Raw genomic sequence first — 22,040 nt, 5'->3', positions numbered from 1 at the left:
TTTTCTTTGTCCAAACAGGAGGACTGAACCATGCAAGGCGAATTGTTAAGGGCAGACCAATCACGGTCGCCCCGGGAAGACCAGGTGTCTTCCGAAGAACGGCTGAGGCCGGAACGGTTAAGGACCGATTGCCCTGTCTTGTTATCGGAAAGGCTCGTCATGCGCGCGCCCCACGAAGAAGACATCGACGCCCTTGCCCATCTCGCCAATAACGCCAAAGTCGCCACCATGGTATCGCGTATGCCGCACCCTTATACCGCCGATGATGCTGCTGACTTCGTGCGTCGCACGAAAAATGGCGAAATTGGCAAGTGCGTCTATGCGATCACCAAAGCCGAAAACGGCGCCTTTGTCGGCTGCTGCGGCGTCGAGCCGCATGCCGATGGCAGGACCGTCGAGATCGGCTACTGGCTGGGCGAGCCCTATTGGAACAAGGGTTATACCACCGAGGCCTGCCATGCCCTGGTCGATATGGTGTTCAGGACCCGTCAGGACGTCGATCAGATCGACGCCCGTTGCCGGGTGATGAACGTCGCCTCGCGCCGCGTCATTCAGAAGTGCGGCTTCCAGTTCCAGGGTTCGGGGCTCGCCGCCTCGCTGGCGCTCGGCAGCAACGTGCCTGTGGAATGGTACAGGCTCGACCGCAAGACCTGGATGTCCCTCAGAAGCTGGGGGAACATCGCATGAGCACGACCGCGCTGCAAAGGCCGGAGACCAAGCCGATGATGCCAGGCCCCGCGCCTGTCATCTCGACCGCCCGGCTGACGCTCCGCCCTCACAGGCTGAGCGATGCGCCATCGATTGCGGAATCGCTTTCCGATTTCGCCGTCACGCGCATGCTGTCCCGCGTACCCGCGCCGTTCGACCGGCAGGATGCGCTGGATTGGCTGGTCCCGGTGACGTCAGGCGCCTTGCCGGACTGGCCGCTGGCGATCACCGGCAAGGACGATGTCCATATCGGTAACGTCGCCATCGAACTGCGCCACGGCCGCTGGCACCTCGGCTACTGGCTGAACCGCTACTACTGGCGGCGCGGTTATATGAGCGAGGCGGTGGCGGCGATCATCGAGCGCTTTTCGCGCCGCATGCCGGAGACGCCGATCCATTCCGGCGTCTTCGCCGACAACACGGCCTCGCTGCGCTTGCAGGAGAAGCTCGGTTTCCGCATGACGGGCTGCGGCGAAATCTATTGTTTCGCCCGCAACACCATGGTCTCGCACATCGAGACCGTGCTGCAGCCGGGCATGCTGCCGCCGCGCAAGGTGGCTTAACGGAGCATGATGCCGAAAAGTGTGAGCGGTTTTCGGACAACATCATGCTCATACCGAAAGGGGAGATGTCGCCGCCCCGCGGCGGCGTCTCCGTCAACTGCCGATCTCGACCCATAGCGGGAAATGATCGGAGCCGACGGATTGCGTATCGATCCGGGCGGATTTCAACCGGCCCTCGAGGCCGCAACTGACGAAGCAATAATCGAGATGCATACGTTCGCCGTGATCCTCGGGATTCATCCAGCTGTAGCTCTCCGGGCGGTAGGCCTTGAGCGCCGCAAAGGCGTCGACCGGCGTGCCGATCCTGGCGATACGGCCGTAATATCCGCCGCCGGCACCGGCAAAGGCGCAATATTCCGGCGATTCCGGCTCCATGTTGAAATCGCCCATGATGACGTAATCCTCCGGCAGCGGCGGCTCCGGCAGATCGAATTCACCGCCCCCGGTCAGCGATCCACCCTCCTGAACGAAAGCGTTGATACGCGCATTCAAGAATTGCAGCTGGCGGATGCGCTCGTCTGGAGAGACATGGTCGAGATGCACGGAATAGACGCGGATCGCCCCGCCGGCTGCCGCGATCAGCGCCTCGGTTGCGCCGCGCTGCAGGTTGATCTTGCCGACCGTCCGGCTGCGCGGCAGAAGCAGCGTTCGGGTCGAGACGATCGGCCAGCGCGACAAAACCATGTTGCCGAACTGGAAGCGCGTGCCCGGCACCCGCTGGCGCCTGCCTTCATCAACCTCGACAAACATGTCGCAGGCCGGTCCATACACCCAGAAATGGTCGGGAAACACGGCTGCAATGTCGGCCACCGTGTCGGCAAAACCGTTGCGCGAGAAGCCGCGGGTCACCTCCTGCAGCGCAATGACATCGGCGCCCTCAAGGCTCCGGGCAATGCGCGTGAGATCGTACCTGCCGTCGAGACCAAAGCCGTACTGTATGTTATAGCTCGCAAAATTCACGATAATCTTTGACCTCCGTCGGAACCGCCTATATCGAATGGGCCAAGACGGGCCGTCCAACTGCCACCGGATACTGGAAGTAAAATGAAATTTCTCGACGAAGCAAAGGTCTATATTCGATCCGGAGACGGCGGCGGGGGCAGTGTTTCCTTCCGGCGCGAGAAATTCATCGAGTTCGGCGGCCCGGATGGCGGCGATGGCGGACGTGGCGGCGATGTCTGGGTCGAGACCGTCAACGGCCTCAACACGCTGATCGATTTCCGCTTTCAGCAGCATTTCAAGGCGACGATCGGTACCCATGGCATGGGCAGAAACCGCACCGGCGCCAATGGCAGCGACGTGACGCTGAAGGTTCCCGTGGGAACCCAGATCTTCGAGGAAGACCGGGAAACGCTGATCTGCGATCTCACCGTCGAAGGCCAGCGTTATTGCCTCGCCCATGGCGGCAATGGCGGCTTCGGAAACGCTCATTTCAAGACCTCGACCAACCAGGCGCCGGATTGGGCCAATCCCGGCCTGCCCGGCGAGGAAAAGACCCTCTGGCTGCGGCTGAAGCTGATTGCCGATGCCGGCCTCGTCGGCATGCCAAATGCCGGCAAGTCGACCTTCCTTGCATCCGTCACTCGCGCCAGGCCGAAGATCGCCAACTACCCCTTCACCACGCTGCATCCCAATCTCGGCGTCGCCACCATCGACGAACGGGAATTCATTCTGGCCGACATTCCGGGCCTGATCGAAGGCGCCCATGAGGGTGTCGGCATCGGCGACCGGTTCCTCGGCCATGTCGAGCGCACCCGCGTGCTGCTGCACCTCGTCTCCGCCCAGGAGGAAAAGGTCGGCAAGGCGTATAAGACGGTGAAGCACGAGCTCGAAGCCTATGGCAACGAGTTGACGGACAAGCCGGAGATCGTGGCGCTGTCGCAGATCGACGTGCTCGACGAGGCCGAACTGAAGAAGAAGACCAAGGAATTGGCCAAGGCCTGCGGCAAGACGCCGTTCCAGATTTCGGCCGTCACCGGCAAGGGCATGACCGAGGTGCTGCGCGCGCTGCGCGACATCATCGTCGAGGAAAATGCCGAGGAAAAGCCGGCCAAGGTGCTGAAGCAGCGCCATCGCGACATTGTTGTCACCGATGAGGCTGAGGACGTTGGCGAGGATGGAGCCGATGACCAGCCGTAAGCCGCTTGGCCGCTATCGCCGCGTCGTCATCAAGATCGGCTCGGCCCTGCTCGTCGACCGAAAGGCCGGGCTGAAGAAGGCCTGGCTCGACGCCATGTGCGCCGATATCTCAGGCCTGAAGGCCAAAGGCATCGATGTGCTCGTCGTGTCATCAGGCGCAATCGCGCTCGGCCGCTCGGTGCTCGACCTGCCCTCGGGTGCGCTGAAACTGGAGGAAAGCCAGGCCGCTGCCGCCGTCGGCCAGATCGCCTTGGCGCGCGCCTGGTCGGAGAGCCTGTCGCGCGGCGAGATCGTCGCCGGCCAGATCCTGCTGACGCTTGGCGATACCGAGGAGCGCCGCCGCTATCTCAATGCGCGGGCTACCATCAATCAGCTTCTGAAAATCGGCGCCGTGCCGATCATCAACGAAAACGACACGGTCGCCACCAGCGAAATCCGCTATGGCGACAACGACCGCCTGGCCGCCCGCGTCGCGACGATGACCGGCGCCGACCTGCTCATCCTTCTTTCCGATATTGACGGCCTCTATACCGCGCCGCCGCATCTCGACCCGAACGCCACCTTCCTGGAGACGATTTCCGAAATCACCCCGGAGATCGAGGCGATGGCCGGCGGCGCAGCCTCCGAGCTCTCGCGTGGCGGCATGCGCACCAAGATCGATGCCGGCAAGATAGCGACGACATCGGGCTGCGCCATGATCATCGCCTCCGGCAAGACCGACAGCCCGCTGTCGGCGATCGAAAACGGCGCGCGTTCCTCCTGGTTCGCGCCGTCCGGCACACCGGTGACCGCCCGCAAGACCTGGATCGCCGGACAGCTGCAGCCGGCCGGCGAACTGCATGTCGATGACGGCGCCGTCACCGCACTCGGGGCCGGCAAGAGCCTGCTTCCCGCCGGCGTGCGCAGCGTTACCGGCCTGTTCAGCCGCGGCGATCCGGTGGCGATCATCGGCCCCGCCGGCCGCGAGATCGCCCGCGGCCTGGTCAGCTACGATGCCGAGGACGCCCGCCGGATTGCCGGCCGCAAGTCGGCGGAGATCGAGGCCATTCTCGGTTATCCCGGCCGCGCGGCCATGGTCCATCGTGACGACATGGTGATGACCGCACAGGTCGGTTCGAAATCGGAAAGGCAGAAGAAGGACGCGAGCTATGCTTGATACCGTTGCGCCAAGCCCTGACATTGACGCGCTGATGAATGACATCGGCCGCAAGGCAAAGGCTGCCGCACGACCGCTGAGCTTTGCGTCCGCCGAGGCGAAGAACAGGGCGCTGAACGCCATGGCCGATGCAATCCTGGCCAACAAGGCTGAGATTCTTGCCGAGAACGTCAAGGATTTGCAGGACATCGAAGGCACCGAGACGCTTGCCTCCTTCGTCGACCGGCTGACGCTGAACAACAAACGCGTCGCCGAGATGGCCGAGGGGCTCCGCGCCATCGCCGCCCTTGCCGACCCGGTCGGCGAAGTCATCGCCGCCTGGGACCGGCCGAACGGCCTGCAGATCGAGCGCGTCCGCACGCCGCTCGGCGTCATCGGCGTCATCTTCGAAAGCCGGCCGAACGTCACGGCTGATGCCGGCGCCCTCTGCCTCAAGGCGGGCAATTCAGTCATCCTGCGCTGTGGCTCGGATTCGCGCCGTTCATCGCAGGCGATCCATGCCTGCCTTGTCGAAGGTCTGAAGGCGGCAGGACTTCCAGAGCATGCTATCCAACTCGTCCCGGTCACCGACCGCGCCGCCGTCGGCGCCATGTTGCGCGGTTTGGACGGGGCAATCGACGTCATCGTGCCGCGCGGCGGCAAGAGCCTGGTCGCCCGCGTGCAGAACGAGGCCCGGGTGCCGGTTTTTGCCCATCTCGAAGGCCTCTGCCATATCTATGTCGATGGCTCGGCCGATATCGAGATGGCGAAGAAGATCGTCGTCAATGCCAAGATGCGCCGCACCGGTATCTGCGGCGCGGCCGAAACCCTGCTCGTCGACGGTGCGGCGATCGGCACGCATCTGACGCCGCTGCTCGAGGTTCTCATCGATGCCGGCTGCGAGGTCCGCGCTTCGCCAACCGTGCTGAAGGTCGCCCCCGGCCTGAAGCCCGCAACGGAAGAGGACTGGTCGACCGAATATCTCGACGCGATCATTTCGGTTGCCGTCGTCGACGGCATATCGGGCGCGATCGCCCATATCCAGACCTATTCCTCGAACCACACCGAGGCGGTGATCGCCGAGGATCCCCACGTCGTCGCGCGTTTCTTCACCGAAGTCGATTCGGCGATCCTGCTGCACAATGCCTCGACCCAGTTTGCCGATGGCGGCGAGTTCGGCATGGGTGCGGAGATCGGCATTGCCACCGGCAAGATGCACGCTCGCGGCCCCGTCGGTGTCGAACAGCTCACCTCCTTCAAATATCGGGTGCACGGCGCCGGACAGACGCGGCCCTGACGTGACGGCGGAGAGTTTGGACCGGCATTATCTCCGCATGCCGCACAGCGAGCGCGGCATGGTCGTCGGTCTGTTCGGCGGTTCGTTCAATCCGCCGCACCAGGGCCACGCGCTCGTTGCCGAGATCGCCATCAAGCGGCTCGGCCTCGACCAGCTCTGGTGGATGGTTACCCCCGGAAATCCGCTGAAGAGCCGCAACCAGCTGGCACCGCTTACCGAGCGTATTGCCGAAAGTGAACGTGTTGCCGCCGATCCGCGCGTCAAGGTCACCGCCTTCGAACAGACACTCGGCGTCAGCTACACCGCCAATACGCTCGCCCGCGTCAAGGCCCGCAATCCGCATGTGCATTTCATCTGGGTCATGGGCGCCGACGGCCTGCAGACCTTTCACAAATGGCAGAAATGGCAGGAAATTGTCCGCACCTTCCCGATCGCCGTGATCGACCGGCCGGGCGCGACGCTCTCCTACCTCTCCTCGAAAATGACGCGGACCTTCGATTTCGCCCGTGTCGACGAAGATGATGCCCGTATTCTCTGGAAGAAGCAGGCCCCGGCCTGGACCTTCATCCACGGGCCGCGCTCCGGCCTGAGCTCGACGGCAATCCGCAACGGCTCGTCGCACGGCCAAGCCGAATAAATTTCAAGGAAGGTTCGAAAACGAGAAAGCCCGACGGGGGAGGATCCGTCGGGCTTATAAACTCGATCGACAACTGGGAGGAGGAGTGTTGTCGACCCTATCGAGCGGCTATGGGAGGAGGAGGTCGCCGCTTCGATGCTCGTGTTTTATCATATTCCGCACGAAGGTGAATATCGATTGGTGCATTGCAGCAATGCACCAACTGCAATCCTGTCCGAATAGGCCGCTTTGGCGCTGCCGTTTTTATCGGCGGAATCAACGGAGCATGGTTCTGCCGCCGGAGAATTCTTGAAGTTTACAAAAGTGCAGCCTGGATATTCCGGCTCTATAGATCCCATTTTGCGTCCAAGCCATGCACTCGCCGAATGTTTGAAGCATTGGGTTCCTACGAACGAGACGGCCGGTGCGCTATATTTTTCCGGATATATCCCTAGCCAAGGCGCGCTACCCGTTATATTCGTCGCAATATTTCGAACCTTGGAGAATGATTTATGCAAGACCGCCGCCGATGGATGAAACTTGCAACCGTCGCGCTCGCCGCGCTTTGGTTTGGCGCAGCAGCGCTTCCAGCGCCCGCCGGCGCGGCCGAAAAGCTCACCGTCTTTGCGGCGGCGAGCCTCAAGGATGCGCTCGACGCCGTCAATGCCGCCTGGACCAAGGAGAGCGGCAAGGAGGCCGTTGCCTCCTATGCGGCAAGCGGGGCGCTCGCCAAGCAGATCGAAAACGCCGCTCCCGCCGATATCTTCATCTCGGCCGACCTCGACTGGATGGACTACGTCGCCAAGAAAAACCTCATCAAGGTCGACACCCGTTCCAACCTGCTCGGCAACAGCATCGTGCTCGTTGCCGAAAAGGACAAGGCAAAACCGGTCGAGATCAAGCAGGGCTTCGATCTTGCCGGGCTCCTGGGCGACGACAAGCTTGCCATGGGTGAGCCGAAATCGGTTCCGGCCGGCAAATACGCCATGGCCGCGCTGGAAAAACTCGGCGTCTGGAAATCGGTGGAAACCAAGGTCGCCGGCGCCGAAAGCGTCCGTGCTGCTCTCGCCCTCGTCTCCCGCGGCGAAGCGCCTTACGGCATCGTCTACCAGACGGACGCCGCGGCCGATAAGGGTGTGGCCATCGTCGGCACCTTCCCGGCCGATTCGCATCCGCCGATCATCTACCCGATCGCCATACTTGCCGAGAGCAAGAATCCGGACGCAACAGCCTATCTCGACTTCCTGAAATCCGACAAGACAGCCGCCTTCTTCACGGCGCAGGGTTTTACTGTCCTGAAATGATGGGCTGAATTGATTGCGGAATCAACAGTGACAGCTTAGCGTGAAGGCTCACATAGGTTCAAAGTCGGCAACTCCTCTTTCGTCATGCTCGGGCTTGTCCCGAGCATCTGCCCGGCACAAGGCCGAGGATGACGTCGGAGAAGGAGCGAGATTTGTCGTCAAACTGAGGCTCGCCTGAGCGAGCCTTCGATCTTGGAGATAGCTGCATTTGAATATATTGGGCCTGAGCAATGAGGAATGGACGGCGATCCTGCTCAGCCTGCGTGTCTCTATTGTCGCCATGCTGGCGAGCCTGCCCTTCGGCATCCTCGTCGCCCTGCTGCTTGCTCGCGGTCGCTTCTGGGGCAAGTCGGTGTTGAACGGCATCGTTCACCTGCCGCTGATCCTGCCCCCTGTCGTCACCGGTTTCCTTCTCCTCATCCTGTTCGGCCGCCGTGGTCCGATCGGCAGCCTGCTCGACCAGTATTTCGGCATCGTCTTTTCTTTCCGCTGGACGGGTGCGGCGCTCGCCTGCGCCATCATGGCCTTTCCGCTGATGGTGCGCAGCATCCGCCTGTCGATCGAGGCGGTCGACCGCAAGCTCGAAGAAGCGGCCGGAACGCTCGGCGCCGGTCCCGCCTGGGTGTTTTTAACGATCACCCTGCCGCTGACCTTGCCCGGCATCATCACCGGCATGATCCTTTCCTTCGCCAAGGCAATGGGTGAATTCGGCGCGACGATCACTTTCGTTTCCAACATCCCGGGCGAAACCCAGACGCTGTCGGCAGCGATATACACCTTCACCCAGGTGCCGGGCGGCGATGCCGGCGCACTGCGCCTGACAATCGTCGCCATCGTCATTTCCATGGCCGCGCTGCTCGCCTCCGAATTCCTCGCCCGTCTCGCCGGCCAAAGGATCGACCCGGAATGACGCTGATCGTCGAGGCAAAACAGAGGCTCGGCACCTTTTCGCTCGACGCCGCCTTCACCTCCGAACGCGGCGTCACCGCGCTGTTCGGCCGCTCCGGCTCCGGCAAGACCTCGATGATCCGCATCATCGCCGGCCTCGCCCGCCCGGACGAAGGCCGCGTCGTCCTCGACGGCGAGCCCCTGACCGAAACAGCAACCGGCATCTTCGTCCCGAAACATCGCCGCCGCTTCGGTTATGTCTTCCAGGAGGCCCGGCTTTTCCCGCATCTCAGCGTTCGGGCCAATCTCGCCTATGGCCACTGGTTCGCGGCCCGAACGGCACGCGGTGAAAGCTTCGATCACATCGTCGACCTGCTCGGTATCGAGCCGCTGCTGGAACGCAGCCCCGCAAAACTTTCCGGCGGTGAGAAGCAGCGTGTCGCCATCGGCCGCGCCCTTCTCTCCGCGCCCCGCCTGCTTCTCATGGATGAGCCGCTCGCCGCCCTCGACGAGGCGCGCAAGGCCGAGATCCTGCCCTATCTGGAGCGGCTGCGCGACGAGACGGAAATCCCGATCGTCTATGTCAGCCATTCGATCGCCGAGGTGGCGCGGCTGGCAAACCAGGTCGTCGTCATGCGCGACGGCAAGGTGGAAGCGACCGGCCCGGCCGTCGACATATTGAGCCGCTTTTCCACCGCCTCCGACCGGCGCGAGGCGGGTGCGCTGCTGGAAGGCACGGTCGAAAGCTTCGATGCGCTGCACCGCCTGTCGGTGGTCGCCCTGAAATCCTGCCGGCTGCATATCCCCAGTGGGGCCCTTACTTCAGGCAGACCGGTGCGCATCCGCATTCCGTCCCGCGACGTCATGCTGGCGACCACCAGACCCGAGGGCCTCAGCGCGCTGAACATTCTCGAAGGCAGGATCGCGGCGATATCGTCGGACGAGGACGGAACGGTGGAAATCCGGCTTGATTGCGGCGGCGATATCATTCTTTCCCGCATCACCACACTCTCCTGCGAGCGTCTCGATCTCCAACCGGGAAGTGTCGTCTTCGCCGTCGTCAAGACCGTGGCCCTGGAGGCCTGATCAGCCGTGTCGCTGCTGCAGGTTGCGCTTGGCCTCGAGCCAGGCGAGATCGCCGGCAAGGCTCGTGCGCATCGTTTTTTCCATCCGGCGGAAACGCTCGAGCAATTCCTCGCCGAACGGCGTCAGCGCTGCGCCACCGCCCTTCTGCCCGCCGCGCTGCGGCTCCACCACCTGCTCGCAGAACATCCGGTTCATCTCGCTGACCAGCAGCCATGCGCGGCGATAGGACATGTCCATCGCCCGCCCCGCCGCCGAGATCGATCCGGTCTGGCGGATATGCTCCAGCAGCTCCATCTTCCCATGGCCGAGCCGATCCTCATCCGGGAAGCTGATTCGCAGGACGGGCACGAGGGTTTTTGCGGCTGGATCGGTCATCGAATCGTGAAATCGTGAAATTTGCCGCACTTTACGCCGTGGTACGGAAACTGTACACCGGCCGCACAAGCAGCCCGAGCGGCAATATTCTTCAATTCGGACGCCAGATCGGATTTTCGACCGTTCTGTATCTTAGCGCGTCTTGAAACATTAGTGGTTTGATGCCTATCTTAACCATGGTCCGGTCTCGATCGGATCTGTGTTGTGCATGGTTTGTCATTCCAGGAAAGGGAAAGCACTGACAACAGTACACGCCAAGGGAAAAACGTTCGCCGTTATCCCGAAGAGTGCGGAACGTGGCGCCGATGCCGCCGCCCGCGCCCTAGAAACCGTCCTCGCCAGCCTCGAGGACTCCAAAGCTGAAGATATCGTCACCATCGACATTGCCGGAAAATCGGCGCTGGGAGACTACATGATCGTCGTCTCCGGCCGCTCGAGCAGGCATGTCATGGCGATCTCGGATCATCTGCTCACCGACCTGAAGGACGACGGCCTCGGTACGGCCCGCGTCGAAGGTCAGGAAGGCGGCGATTGGGTCCTGATCGACACCGGTGACATTATCGTGCACGTGTTCCGTCCCGAAATCCGCGAATTCTACAACATCGAAAAGATGTGGGCGGCTCCGGATATGGATGAAGAAACACGGCACTGACAGGCGGTCCGGCATTCTGCCCGACGCCTGAAACGTGGCATTGACTGGCCGGAAAACATCAGAAGCCGGCCGGTGACGCCTTGTGCGCAAGATGTGCCGCATCAGCAGGAGCGGATGAATGCGAGTTGGTCTTTTTGCGGTGGGACGGCTGAAATCCGGCCCCGAAAAGGATCTTGCGGCCCGTTATTTCGACCGTTTCGCCAAGGCCGGCCCTGCCGTCGGCCTCGAACTGTCCCGTATTGCCGAAGTTGCCGAAAGCCGTGCTTCCAACGGGGAAACCCGCAAGCGCGAGGAAGCGGCGCTGCTGTTGAAATCGCTTGCCGATGGCAGCATCCTCATCCTTCTCGACGAACGCGGCAAGGCGCTTGACAGCGAAGCCTTCGCAAACCTGCTCGGCTCCTATCGCGACCAGGGCAAACGCGAGCTGACCATTGCCATCGGCGGCGCCGACGGCCTCGATCCATCCCTCTACGACCGTGCCGACACCACGCTTTGCCTGGGCAAGATGACCTGGCCGCATCAACTCGTGCGCACGCTGATCGCCGAACAGCTTTATCGCGCCGTGACCATCCTGTCCGGCCACCCCTATCACCGCGTCTGATTCCCCGCCGCTCGGCAATTCGCATTGTCACGCAGCCGTGTTCTGTCAGCCGGCTGTTATGCTTCAAACTTTCTGGCAAAGCGTGCCAAATCAGCTTAGTCTGCACGCGTTTTGAGAAAGTGCCCCAACACGCATGACGAGAGAAGCAACCAGGCGATACCGCATGATCCTGCCGGCTATCGCAGCCGGGGTCGGCGTGGCGGTGATTGCCGTGTCGGCAAATCCCTTCATCGTCCTGGCGCAAGATGCCGCCCCCGAGGCAGCACAATCGGCACCGCAGCCGGCAGGTGAGCCGGCGCCTCCCGATCCGGCCGCCGAACTGGCCGCCAAACGGGATCAGACCCGTACCGAACTCGAAACCCTGTCGAAAACGATCAGCCTCTCCTCCGACAAGGTGAGTGCGCTTAAACAGAGCATCGCCGATCTGGAAAAGAGCACGCAAAGCATCCGCCAGGCACTGATCGAGTCCGCGGCCCGCCGCAAGGCGCTCGACAAGCAGATCCTGGCAAGCGAGAAGAAGCTTGCCGATCTCGGCGTCAAGGAGGATGGCATCCGCCGCTCCCTGCACGAGCGCCGCGGCCTCCTGGCCGAGGTGCTGGCAGCCCTCCAGCGCATGGGCCGCAACCCACCGCCCGCTTTGCTCGTCACCCCTGATGACGCGCTCGCCTCGGTGCGCAGCGCCATCCTGCTCGGCGCCGTCGTGCCCGGTATCCGCAAGGAGACTGACAAGCTTGCCGGAGACCTTGCAAGCCTCGCCGCATTGCAGACCGCAAGTACCGCCGAGAAGGCCGGCCTGACCGCGACGATGACGAACGGTATCGAGGAAGAGCGGCGCATGGACCTGCTGCTTGCCGAAAACGACAAGCTCAGCCGCAGCAATGCCACCGAACTCACCGCCGAGAGAAAACGCTCCGAGGAGCTGGCGGGCAAGGCGACCAGCCTTGAAGGCCTTGTCGCCTCTATGGAATCCGAGATCGCTTCGGTGCGCGACGCTGCTGCCGCTGCCCGCCAGGCGGAGGAGAACCGCAAGCTGATGACGGACGAGCAGCGCGCCCAGGCCAAGGCCTTGGCCGACAGCGGCGTGCCCGATAAAAACCGCATTGCGCCCGCATATCCCTTCGGAGAATTGAAGGCGAAATTGGAGGTGCCCGTCGCGGGCGATATCCTGCGCCAGTTCGGCGATGCCGACGGCACCGGGCACGAGGCCATGGGAATGACGGTCGCCACCAATCCGGAGACGGTGGTGACGGCGCCTGCGGATGGGCTGGTGGTTTTCGCCGGCGCTTTCCGCAGTTACGGCCAGATGATCATCCTCGACACCGGCGATGGGTACCACTTGGTTCTCTCGGGAATGGATACGATCAATACCCGTCAGGGAAAGTTCGTTTTCTCCGGCGAGCCGCTCGCCGTGATGGGTGCGAAAAGAGTGGCAAGCGCAACTGCATTGGCGCTGGCAACGGACCGGCCAACGCTTTACATTGAATTTCGAAAGGACGGTAAACCGGTCGATTCCCGACCATGGTGGACCGCCAAAGACACTGGAAAGGCACGCAATGATTCGTAGGGCTTCTTTTGTTCTGGTCGGCGCATTGATGGGTGCGACCGCAATGAGCGTCATTTACTCGGCGGGTGCGCCGGCAGAAGCGGCCGGATCCTCGACGTACAAGGAACTCTCGGTGTTCGGCGATGTCTTCGAGCGAGTGCGCGCCCAATACGTGACGCCGCCGGCCGAAGACAAGCTGATCGAGAACGCCATCAACGGCATGCTCTCCTCGCTGGATCCGCATTCGAGCTATATGAATGCGAAGGACGCCGAGGACATGCGCACCCAGACGAAGGGTGAGTTCGGCGGCCTCGGCATCGAAGTCACCATGGAAGACGACCTCGTCAAGGTCATCACCCCGATCGACGATACGCCCGCCGCCAAGGCCGGTGTTCTCGCCGGCGATTATATCTCCGAGATCGACGGCCAGTCCGTGCGCGGCCTGAAGCTGGAAGACGCCGTTGAGAAGATGCGCGGCGCCGTCAACACACCGATCAAGCTGACGCTGATCCGCAAGGGCGCCGACAAGCCGATCGAGCTGACGATCGTCCGTGACGTCGTCGCCGTCCAGGCCGTCAAGTCGCGTGTCGAGGACGATGTCGGTTATCTCCGCATCATCTCCTTCACCGAGAAGACCTATCCTGATATGGAAAAGGCGATCAAGAAGATCAAGGACACCGTTCCGGCCGACAAGCTGAAAGGTTATGTCCTCGACCTGCGGCTCAATCCGGGCGGCCTGCTCGACCAGGCGATCAATGTCTCCGATGCCCTGCTGGAGCGTGGCGAAGTCGTTTCGACGCGCGGCCGCAATCCCGATGAAACCCGCCGCTTCAATGCCGGTCCGGGCGACCTGACGGATGGCAAGCCGGTTATCGTGCTGATCAACGGCGGTTCGGCTTCCGCATCGGAAATCGTCGCCGGCGCTCTTCAGGATCTGCGCCGCGCCACCGTTCTCGGCACACGCTCTTTCGGCAAGGGCTCCGTCCAGACGATCATCCCGCTCGGCGAAAACGGCGCGCTGCGCCTGACCACGGCGCTCTATTACACGCCGTCGGGCCGCTCGATCCAAGGCACCGGCATCACCCCCGACATCAAGGTCGAGGAGCCGCTGCCGCAGGAACTGCAGGGCAAGATGGTGACCGAAGGCGAATCCAGTCTGCGCGGCCATATCAAGGGCCAGAGCGAGACGGACGAAGGTTCGGGCTCGGTTGCCTATGTGCCGCCGGACCCGAAGGACGACGTTCAGCTGAACTACGCGCTCGATCTGCTGCGCGGCAAGAAGACCGATCCGGCCTTCCCGCCGAACCCTGACAAAGCCGTCGTCGCCAAGTAATGATCACCTCAAGGCCGGGCGAGTTGCCCGGCCTTGACCCTTTCTGCTGTTTCCCGGTTTTGGAGCGGGCGAAAAATTGGGAACGGACCTGCATGCGCCTTTGGGCGGCAACCGCAAAACCGGCAGCCGGCGGCCGGGTGTTTTGCGCCTGGGCCGCATCGCCGCCAGTCTTTGTCTTTTCGCGATAGGCGGCTTTTCCCTCTATACGGCGTTTCGCGGCGATGGGCTCGAACGCACCAAACCACCAGCGGCAGAACGAGCCGCAACGCCCCCCAATACGCCTCCGCCACCGACGACAACCGCCACAAAGACGCCGGACGGCATGCCGCGCGCCGAACCGCGCTCAGGCGCCACTGTCGAACAGATGGTCACCGGCGACGGCTCCGTCGTCACCAAATACAGCCCCCGCCCGCGCGATGGCAGCGGGCCGGTGCTGGTGGATGCCATGCAGATCGGCCAGGATCCGCGCATGGCGGCCCAGCCGAATGAAGCACTGCTCGAACAAACCCCGTTTGGCAGGCTTCCGATCGTCGGTCCCGATGGCCGGCGGCCGATGGATCAATATGCCCGTCCCGCGTCCGGCGCGCGCGGTGTCCGCATCGCCATCGTCGTCAGCGGCCTCGGGCTCAGCCAGACCGGAACGCAGCGCGCCATCGCTGAATTGCCGGAGGAAATCACCTTTGCCTTTGCCGCAAGCGGCAACAGCCTGCAGCGCTGGATGCAGGAAGCCCGCCGCGGCGGCCACGAAATTCTTCTGCAAGTGCCGCTCGAGCCGTTTGATTACCCGACGAATGATCCCGGTCCGGAAACGCTGCTGACCACGAAACCGCCCGCCCGCAATATCGAGAACCTGCACAAGGCGATGGGCGAGATCACCAATTATACCGGCGTCATGAATTATCTCGGCGGACGTTTCCTGTCCGATTCCACCGCCATGGAACCTGTCATGCGCGATATCGGCAAGCGCGGCCTGCTGTTCCTCGACGACGGCACGTCGGCGCAGTCGAAGACGGCGGCGGTCGCCAAGGGAACCGAACTGCCCTATGCCTTCGCCGATCTGCAGCTCGATGGCCAGCTCGATATAAACGCCGTCCTGAAGAAGCTCGACGAGCTCGAGCGCATTGCCCGCAAGAACGGCCAGGCAATCGGCGTCGCTTCGGCTTTCGATGAGAGTGTTGACGCCATCGCCAAATGGAGCGAGGAGGCTGCGATGCGCGGCATCGAGATCGTCGGCGTCGCCGCCCTTTCCACCGATCCTCGTAACCCCTGAAATCCCCGAGAAAATCCTTGAACGGAGAAGAAGATGAGCCAGGCGACCGTGAAAGCCGAGGATCTGCCCTACCGCCCTTGCGTCGGCGTAATGATCCTGAACCGCGCTGGCCTTGTCTGGGCTGGACGACGCATTCCCGACGGCAATTCGGAGTATGACGGCTCGCCGCAGCTCTGGCAGATGCCTCAAGGGGGCATCGACGAGGGCGAGGATCCATTGGACGCCGCCTACCGCGAACTCTACGAGGAGACCGGCATCAAGACGGTGACCTTGCTTGCCGAAGCGAGAGACTGGATCAACTATGATCTGCCGCCGGCACTGATCGGTATCGGGCTAAGGGGAAAGTTCCGCGGCCAGACGCAGCGCTGGTTCGCCTTCCGCTTCGACGGCGACGACAGCGAGATCGCCATCAACCCGCCGCCAGGCGGCCACGAGCCGGAATTCGATTCCTGGGAATGGAAGCCGATGCAGGAATTGCCGGGGCTGATCGTTTCCTTCAAGCGCAGCGTCTACGACCAGGTGGTGGCCGAATTCCAGCATCTGGCAGCATTGCAGTCGGAAGACTGATCGATACCGGATGATCGGACGGGTCGGCAGCTGATACCGTCAGATGCGGAACCGGCCGCCCAGGCGGCCGGCTTGTCATCGAATACTATTCGGCTTCGTTGGCGGAATCGGCGTTGAGCTGGCCGTATTTGCTCTCGCCGATTTTCCCGAGCAGATCGAGCTGCGTTTCGAGGAAGTCGATATGGCCTTCCTCATCCATCAGCAGCTCTTCGAAGAGCTTCATCGAAACGTAATCACCGGCCTCGTGACAGATATCGCGCGATTTCTTGTAGGCCGCGCGGGCGTCGTATTCGCCGGCGAGATCGGCTTCCAGCACTTCCTTGACGTTCTGGCCGATGCGCAGAGGCGCAAGGGTCTGCAGATTGGGATGGCCTTCGAGGAAAATGATGCGGGCAACAAGCCGGTCGGCATGATGCATCTCTTCGATGGATTCGGCGCGCTCCTTTTTGGCGAGCTTGGTGTAGCCCCAGTCCTCAAGCAGACGATAGTGAACCCAATATTGATTGACCGCCCCGAGCTCGAGGAACAACGCCTCGTTAAGCCGCTCGATGACCTTTTTGTCGCCTTTCAATGTCCGCTCTCCTGTTTTCCTCATGGAATTGCTTCAAGCGGGACATGAAATCAAATATCTCGGCCTCCGTCGAGTGGCGACGGGCATGATACTCCTCGGTTGTCTGCACAATGATGTCGACGACGTTTGGAAAGCAGCCACAGCAACGACCGCGTTTTTCCATGGCGTGATAGACCTTCGCCGGCACGATAAGCTGCCAACAGTCTTCGTCGAGAAGGTTGGTGATAACCTCCCGGATTTCCTTGTCGGTTATATAATTGCAGCTGCAGACAAGCACGTCTTCATTCCAAACATGACACTGACTATCGTGTTTTCTGCTAAAGAAGATGGTGGCTGTCAAGAAAAAATTCGAGCCCCGCATCAGAGAACAGCGGCGTCCGAATCGGGCCACAGGCATATCGCTGGTGATTATGTAGCGGTTCCAGGGGGATGCAGCCAGAAAGCAGATGAAGGCGCACCGCATGGCCCTGATCGGTGCGATATTTATTAATGGAAGTTGCGGCCGCGCGGCATCACCACAGCGGTTTCCGCTGCGCCGGAATTGCTGTCTGTGGCAGCCATCCGTTTTTCCAGCTCCGCCCTCTCTTGTGCAAGCTTTTTCTGCCGCTGATCGACTCCCGGTCTCAGCACTTCGTCTGCTCGCTCGCAGACCCCGAAACGCCGGGCCTCGCGTTGCAGGATACCGAGCGTCGGCGTCATGTCTTCGATATGCTCGACGACGGTATGGATCACACCGCTCTGGCTTTGCAGCCTGCCGCGGATTTTCACCAGCCGGGCGCCCATCACAACCGAACGGTATGTGTCGAATATCTTGTTCCAGACGATTGCATTGGCCACCCCGGTCTCGTCCTCAAGCGTCATGAAGATCACGCCCTTGGCCGAACCCGGCCGCTGGCGCACCAGCACGAGGCCTGCGATCGTCACCCGATGCCCGTTTGCGACCTTTAAAAGATCGACATTGCGCGTCACGCCCACCTTGCGCAATTCCTCGCGCAGGAAGGAGACCGGATGCGCCTTCAGCGACAGCGAGAGATAACGATAATCCTCGATGACCTGCTCTCCCGGCAGCATTTCAGGCAGCTTCGTTGCAGGCTCGATCTGGAGGTCGAGATGACGGGCCTGCTCGAAAAGCGGCAGCTCCTCGGCGGCGCTCTTCACATCCAGCGCCCGCACAGCCCAGAGCGCGTCGCGTCGTGATAGTTTGAGGGATTGGAACGCATCCGCATCCGCCAGTCGCTCGATGACGGATTTCTGCAGGCCAGACCGCAGCCAGAGATCCCGAACGGAGCTGTAGCCTTTGCCTCGATTTCTGATGAGCAGCTCCATCTCTTTATCCGAAACGCCCTTGATCTGCCGAAAGCCGAGCCGCACCGCGTGCCGTGCCTTGATGACCCCGCGCATCTCATGGTGGCGAAAATCGATGGCATTCGGATCGAAAGCGGCCGCTTCCAGACCGCAGTCCCAGTCGGATTCGTTGATGTCGACCGGCAGGATTTTTACCCCGTGCTCGCGTGCATCCCGCACCAGCTGCGCCGGCGCATAAAACCCCATGGGCTGGGAATTCAGCATCGCCGCGCAGAAGACGTCGGGATAATAGGCCTTGAGCCATGAGGAGGCATAGACCAGCAGTGCAAAGGAGGCGGCATGGCTTTCAGGGAAACCATATTCACCGAAGCCTTTGATCTGGTTGAAACACTGCTGTGCAAATTCCGGGGCATAATCCTTTGAGACCATTCCCTCGAGGAACCGCTTCTCGAAATTGCCGATCGTGCCGGTTCGCTTGAATGTCGCCATCGCTCTGCGAAGCTTGTCGGCTTCTCCAGGCGCAAAGCCTGCAGCTGTGATGGCGATCTGCATCGCCTGTTCCTGGAACAACGGCACGCCGAGGGTTCTTTCCAGAACCGCTTCCAGCTCCTTACTCGGATATTCGATCGGGATATTCTTGGCCCGCTGCTCCCGGCGCTTCAGATAGGGATGTACCATATCGCCCTGGATCGGTCCTGGCCGGACGATCGCCACCTCGATGACGAGGTCGTAGAATACCTTCGGCTTAAGACGCGGCAGCATGCTCATCTGCGCCCGGCTCTCGATCTGGAAGACGCCAAGCGTATCGGCCCGGCCCATCATCTCGTAAACCGGCCTGCCTTCGTCTCCATGCTCCCTGTTGCCGAGATCTGCGAGCGTCTTCTTCACGTCGTAATGCAGTTCAAGCAGCGAAAAACCCTTCCGCAAGCAGGTCAGCATGCCGAGCGCCAGCACATCCACCTTGAGGATCTTGACATTGTCGAGATCGTCCTTGTCCCATTCGATCATGTAGCGATCCGGCATTGCCGTCTTCATGATCGGCACCACTTCATCGAGCCGGTCCCGCGTGATGACGAAGCCGCCGACATGCTGGGTGAGGTGGCGCGGAAAGCCGAGAAGCTCGGAGGCATATTTCAGCACGTTCCTGGTGACCGGATCCTTGATATCGAGACCAGCCGCCTTTGCATCCCTCTCGGAAAGATTATCCTCCGACCAGCCCCAGATGAGGCTGCTGATCGCCGACTGGACATCCTCCGACAGCCCGAAGGCCTTGGCGACCTCGCGGCCGGCCGAACGGGTACGGTAGGTGGTCACCCCCGCCGTCAGCCCGGCATGTTCTCTTTTGTAGGTTCTGTAGATGAACTGGATGACCTCTTCGCGCCGATCATGCTCGAAATCGACATCGATATCCGGCGGTTCGTCGCGATCCATCGAAATGAAACGGTCGAACAGCAGCGTGCTCTTTTGAGGATCGACTTCCGTAATTTCGAGACAATAGCAGATGACCGAATTTGCCGCCGATCCGCGTCCTTGGCACAAGACCTTGAGGTCATAACGGGCGTGCTGGATGATCCTGTGAACCGTCAGGAAGTAGGAAGCGTAGTTCTTGTCGCCGATGAGTTTTAACTCGTAATCGATCTGCGTCGCCACCTTGAGCGGAACACCCTCGGGATAGCGCCTTGCGGCTCCTGCCCTCGTCAGCCTCTCGAGCGTCTGCTGCGGTGTTTCGCCGGGATCGTTTTCAGGTGGATAATTATGCTCCAATTCCTTCAGCGAAAAGCTCAGCTTGCCGAAGAAGGCCTGGCTATTTTCGATCGCACCAGGATAGTCCCGGAAGATCCGGACCATTTCACGTGAATCCTTGAGGTAGCGCTCGGCATTCGGCGCCAGCAGGAATCCGGCTTGCGCTATCTGTATATGCTCCCGGATCGCGATCACCACATCCGAAAGCGGCCGGCGTTCAGGATGATGATAAAGCGGCTGGTTGGTCGCAATCAGCGGCACGCGATTTTGTGCCGCAAGCATGGCAAGCACCGCAAAGACCTGCCTGTCGCGGCCGTCATAGGCTGGCGCCAGCGCCATAAAAAAAGCCTTGCGGAACCGTCTGCGAAATCGTTCCAGATAATCTTCCAGCGTCGACTGACCCGCCTGATGATCGATAAGGGTGCGATCGGGAACGAGCGCAAGCATCATCTCGTCCCCCCATTCCATCAGCTCCGCTTCCGTGAGAATGCAGCTTCCCTTGACCGCTTCTTCCTTCAGATTGCCGGCGCTGAGAAGACGGCAGAGATTTGCCCAGCCCCGCCGATTGCGTGGGTAGGCGAGGATATCAGGCGTGTCATCGGAAAAGACGAGGCGGGCGCCCGGCTGAACCCGGATCGGATGGAGAATCGTTTCTTTTTTCCCTTGCTTCTCCGCCTGGGCCATAATCGCATCGCGGTTCTTGTATCTCTCCTCGAGCTGCTCCGCCTGCGCATGCGCCCTGACTACGCCGGCAACCGAATTCCGGTCCGCAATCCCGAGACCGCCGAGCCGGAGATGAGCGGCCTGCACGACCATCTCTTCCGGACTGGCGGCGCCTTCGAGAAACGAAAAATTCGTTCTCACGCCGATCTCGAAAAATGCGAACCCGCTCTTCATGCAAACACACCGTGCATGAACCAGCGGGGATCAAGTTCCCGGCCGTAGAAACCGCGACGATAGATCCAGAAGCGATGTCCGGTCTCGTCCTCGATACGGAAATAGTCACGCGCCTCGGCGTCATCCCCGTCGATCCACCACTCCATGGCGATCCGTTCCGGCCCTTCGCTTCTTGCCACCTGATGCTGCATGCGCCGCCAGCGGAAAACCTGCGGCGGGCCATCGGGCACTTCGGCAAGCATGATTTCGACCGGCTCCGGCGTGGCAAAGAGCCGTAGCGGACGCTCTTGGCGGAAAGGAAGTTGGATGTCCTGCGCCGCTTTCCGCCTGGGAAGACTATCCATCACAGGAACCGTGATGACGGCGCGTTCCGGCACATGGCTCTCGCGGAGCTGGAAGCTTTGCAGGCAATCCGCGCCAAGCCGGGCCGAGACCCGATCGACGAAGGCCGAAAGCGAGATTTCTCCCTGGCGGTCGCCCTCGAAATCAGCCTGTGCCTCGTTGAAGGGATCATGCCGCAACACATTCAACCGCAGGATTTCGAAACCATAGCCGGCATCGAGATCGTCATAGACCGCCTGCAATCGCTCGGAAAAAAGCCCGGCAATGAACTTTGGTTCGCGAAGCGGCTGCGAAGCGCCGACGGAGATACGAAAGACCCTGCCGTCGACCCGGAACAGCACCAGTTCGAACACCCGCCCGCCGGCGCCTCGCGCCTCCAGCGACGGCTGCAGCGACATGGCGACCTGCCTGGTGACGGCAAGGATCTGTTCTTCCGTCCCGATCGGCTCGATCAGGCGGCTTTCGGCCGAGAGACTGGCAACCGGACGCCGGGGCGAGACCGGCTCCTCTTCACGTCCGAGCGCCTGATCGAGACGCAGAAGCAGCCCCGGGCCGAACCGGCGGGTCAGCGGCGCCCGCGGTGCATCGATGACGTCGCCGACATATTTCAGACCGAGCTTCTTCAGGGCATCGACGGTTCGTCCTTCCAGCCGCAAGGCCGCGACCGGCAAGGGCAGCAGCACATGCTCCGTTTCCTCGTCCTCGATCACGCCGCCTTGCCCGAAGCGCGACGCGGCCCAGGAAAGGCCTGGCGACGACGAGATCGCCCCGCGCGCATCGAACCCCATATGAAAAAGCCGCGACAGCACATCTTTGAGAAGCGTCTTTTCCCCGCCGAAGAGATGGGCGCAGCCGCTAATATCCAGAAACAGGCCGTCCTTGCCGTCGAACGCCACCAGCGGCGTATAGCGGTCGCACCAGTCGGCAATGGCCTCCAGCAACCGGCGGTCGGCCTCCGGATCCTCTTCCGCGACCTCGAGCAATGGGTACATGGCGCGCGCTTCGGCAACGCCCTGCTCCTTCTTCAGGCCCAGCCTCTCGGCCAACTCGTCCAGAGCCGTCAGCCGCATCGCATTGTTGAGCTTGCCGGAACAGACGATAGGCG

The 22,040-nt window shown here is 61.7% G+C and carries 21 protein-coding genes; 15 read left to right on the top strand and 6 right to left on the bottom strand.

Annotated elements, in window-relative coordinates; translation table 11 throughout:
* Positions 1-30: 30 nt before the first annotated feature.
* Both HJB89_RS13700 and HJB89_RS13695 read left to right on the top strand, forming a co-directional pair.
* Positions 31-687, top strand: coding sequence for a GNAT family N-acetyltransferase (locus HJB89_RS13700; RefSeq protein WP_221131610.1), 657 nt, complete (start codon positions 31-33; stop codon positions 685-687).
* Complete coding sequence (locus tag HJB89_RS13695; protein WP_221150063.1) at positions 684-1,271, top strand: GNAT family N-acetyltransferase; 588 nt, start codon at positions 684-686, stop codon at positions 1,269-1,271. The genes HJB89_RS13700 and HJB89_RS13695 overlap by 4 nt, the downstream gene beginning before the upstream one ends.
* A gap of 93 nt (positions 1,272-1,364) precedes the next feature.
* Here HJB89_RS13695 and HJB89_RS13690 read toward each other — a convergent pair whose 3' ends face one another.
* On the bottom strand, positions 1,365-2,231 hold the full coding sequence (locus HJB89_RS13690; RefSeq protein ID WP_221150061.1) for an endonuclease/exonuclease/phosphatase family protein: 867 nt from the start codon (positions 2,229-2,231) through the stop codon (positions 1,365-1,367).
* An 84-nt stretch (positions 2,232-2,315) separates the two neighbouring features.
* Here HJB89_RS13690 and obgE point away from each other — a divergent pair, with 84 nt between their 5' ends.
* From obgE to modC, 7 genes are all read left to right on the top strand, one after another.
* Entirely contained in the window at positions 2,316-3,410 is a 1,095-nt protein-coding gene (gene obgE / locus HJB89_RS13685) for a GTPase ObgE (RefSeq protein ID WP_207582264.1), read from the top strand.
* Positions 3,397-4,566, top strand: a complete 1,170-nt coding sequence (proB, locus tag HJB89_RS13680) for a glutamate 5-kinase (protein ID WP_207582265.1) — start codon at positions 3,397-3,399, stop codon at positions 4,564-4,566. The genes obgE and proB overlap by 14 nt, the downstream gene beginning before the upstream one ends.
* A complete protein-coding gene (locus tag HJB89_RS13675) occupies positions 4,559-5,842 on the top strand; it encodes a glutamate-5-semialdehyde dehydrogenase (protein WP_207582266.1) in 1,284 nt (427 codons plus the stop codon). Before proB ends, HJB89_RS13675 begins: the two co-directional genes overlap by 8 nt.
* Positions 5,843-5,879: 37 nt before the next feature.
* Positions 5,880-6,479, top strand: coding sequence for a nicotinate-nucleotide adenylyltransferase (locus HJB89_RS13670; protein ID WP_246762703.1), 600 nt, complete (start codon positions 5,880-5,882; stop codon positions 6,477-6,479).
* A 491-nt stretch (positions 6,480-6,970) separates the two neighbouring features.
* Positions 6,971-7,762, top strand: coding sequence for a molybdate ABC transporter substrate-binding protein (gene modA / locus HJB89_RS13665; protein WP_221115408.1), 792 nt, complete (start codon positions 6,971-6,973; stop codon positions 7,760-7,762).
* Between the two features lie 208 nt (positions 7,763-7,970).
* Entirely contained in the window at positions 7,971-8,672 is a 702-nt protein-coding gene (modB, locus tag HJB89_RS13660) for a molybdate ABC transporter permease subunit (protein ID WP_221131604.1), read from the top strand.
* Entirely contained in the window at positions 8,669-9,736 is a 1,068-nt protein-coding gene (gene modC, locus HJB89_RS13655) for a molybdenum ABC transporter ATP-binding protein (protein WP_221115406.1), read from the top strand. The genes modB and modC overlap by 4 nt, the downstream gene beginning before the upstream one ends.
* On the opposite strand, the gene HJB89_RS13650 is transcribed toward modC, so the two are convergent.
* Complete coding sequence (locus HJB89_RS13650; protein WP_221115405.1) at positions 9,737-10,111, bottom strand: winged helix-turn-helix domain-containing protein; 375 nt, start codon at positions 10,109-10,111, stop codon at positions 9,737-9,739.
* Between the two features lie 208 nt (positions 10,112-10,319).
* On the opposite strand from HJB89_RS13650, the gene rsfS reads away from it, so the two are divergent.
* The 6 genes from rsfS (at position 10,320) to HJB89_RS13620 (ending at position 16,077) form a co-directional block, all read left to right on the top strand.
* A complete protein-coding gene (rsfS, locus tag HJB89_RS13645; protein WP_007632221.1) occupies positions 10,320-10,763 on the top strand; it encodes a ribosome silencing factor in 444 nt (147 codons plus the stop codon).
* 118 nt (positions 10,764-10,881) lie between these two features.
* On the top strand, positions 10,882-11,364 hold the full coding sequence (gene rlmH, locus HJB89_RS13640) for a 23S rRNA (pseudouridine(1915)-N(3))-methyltransferase RlmH (protein ID WP_207582272.1): 483 nt from the start codon (positions 10,882-10,884) through the stop codon (positions 11,362-11,364).
* A 163-nt stretch (positions 11,365-11,527) separates the two neighbouring features.
* On the top strand, positions 11,528-12,928 hold the full coding sequence (locus HJB89_RS13635) for a murein hydrolase activator EnvC (protein WP_207582273.1): 1,401 nt from the start codon (positions 11,528-11,530) through the stop codon (positions 12,926-12,928).
* Positions 12,918-14,240, top strand: a complete 1,323-nt coding sequence (locus tag HJB89_RS13630; protein WP_207582274.1) for a S41 family peptidase — start codon at positions 12,918-12,920, stop codon at positions 14,238-14,240. Before HJB89_RS13635 ends, HJB89_RS13630 begins: the two co-directional genes overlap by 11 nt.
* 76 nt (positions 14,241-14,316) lie before the next feature.
* The gene (locus HJB89_RS13625) at positions 14,317-15,510 is read left to right on the top strand and encodes a divergent polysaccharide deacetylase family protein (protein WP_207582275.1); all 1,194 of its coding nucleotides are present in this window, start codon (positions 14,317-14,319) and stop codon (positions 15,508-15,510) included.
* Positions 15,511-15,543: 33 nt separating this feature from the next.
* Positions 15,544-16,077: an RNA pyrophosphohydrolase gene (locus HJB89_RS13620; protein ID WP_221131602.1), complete on the top strand. Its 534-nt coding sequence runs from the start codon at positions 15,544-15,546 to the stop codon at positions 16,075-16,077.
* A gap of 85 nt (positions 16,078-16,162) precedes the next feature.
* Here the strand turns inward: HJB89_RS13620 and bfr are convergent, their stop codons facing one another.
* The 4 genes from bfr to HJB89_RS13600 form a co-directional block, all read right to left on the bottom strand.
* Complete coding sequence (gene bfr, locus HJB89_RS13615; protein WP_003589587.1) at positions 16,163-16,648, bottom strand: bacterioferritin; 486 nt, start codon at positions 16,646-16,648, stop codon at positions 16,163-16,165.
* A complete protein-coding gene (locus HJB89_RS33235; RefSeq protein ID WP_246762769.1) occupies positions 16,614-17,012 on the bottom strand; it encodes a (2Fe-2S)-binding protein in 399 nt (132 codons plus the stop codon). The genes bfr and HJB89_RS33235 overlap by 35 nt, the downstream gene beginning before the upstream one ends.
* 122 nt (positions 17,013-17,134) lie before the next feature.
* A complete protein-coding gene (locus HJB89_RS13605; protein ID WP_221150060.1) occupies positions 17,135-20,593 on the bottom strand; it encodes an error-prone DNA polymerase in 3,459 nt (1,152 codons plus the stop codon).
* On the bottom strand, positions 20,590-22,035 hold the full coding sequence (locus HJB89_RS13600) for a DNA polymerase Y family protein (RefSeq protein ID WP_311043796.1): 1,446 nt from the start codon (positions 22,033-22,035) through the stop codon (positions 20,590-20,592). Before HJB89_RS13600 ends, HJB89_RS13605 begins: the two co-directional genes overlap by 4 nt.
* Positions 22,036-22,040 lie beyond the last annotated feature (5 nt).

Source organism: Rhizobium sp. NZLR8, from assembly GCF_019685025.1.
In the GTDB taxonomy this organism is placed as follows: Bacteria; Pseudomonadota; Alphaproteobacteria; order Rhizobiales; family Rhizobiaceae; genus Rhizobium.
The sequence above is the reverse complement of the archived record's forward strand: the minus strand, read 5'-3'. Positions and strand labels throughout refer to the sequence as shown.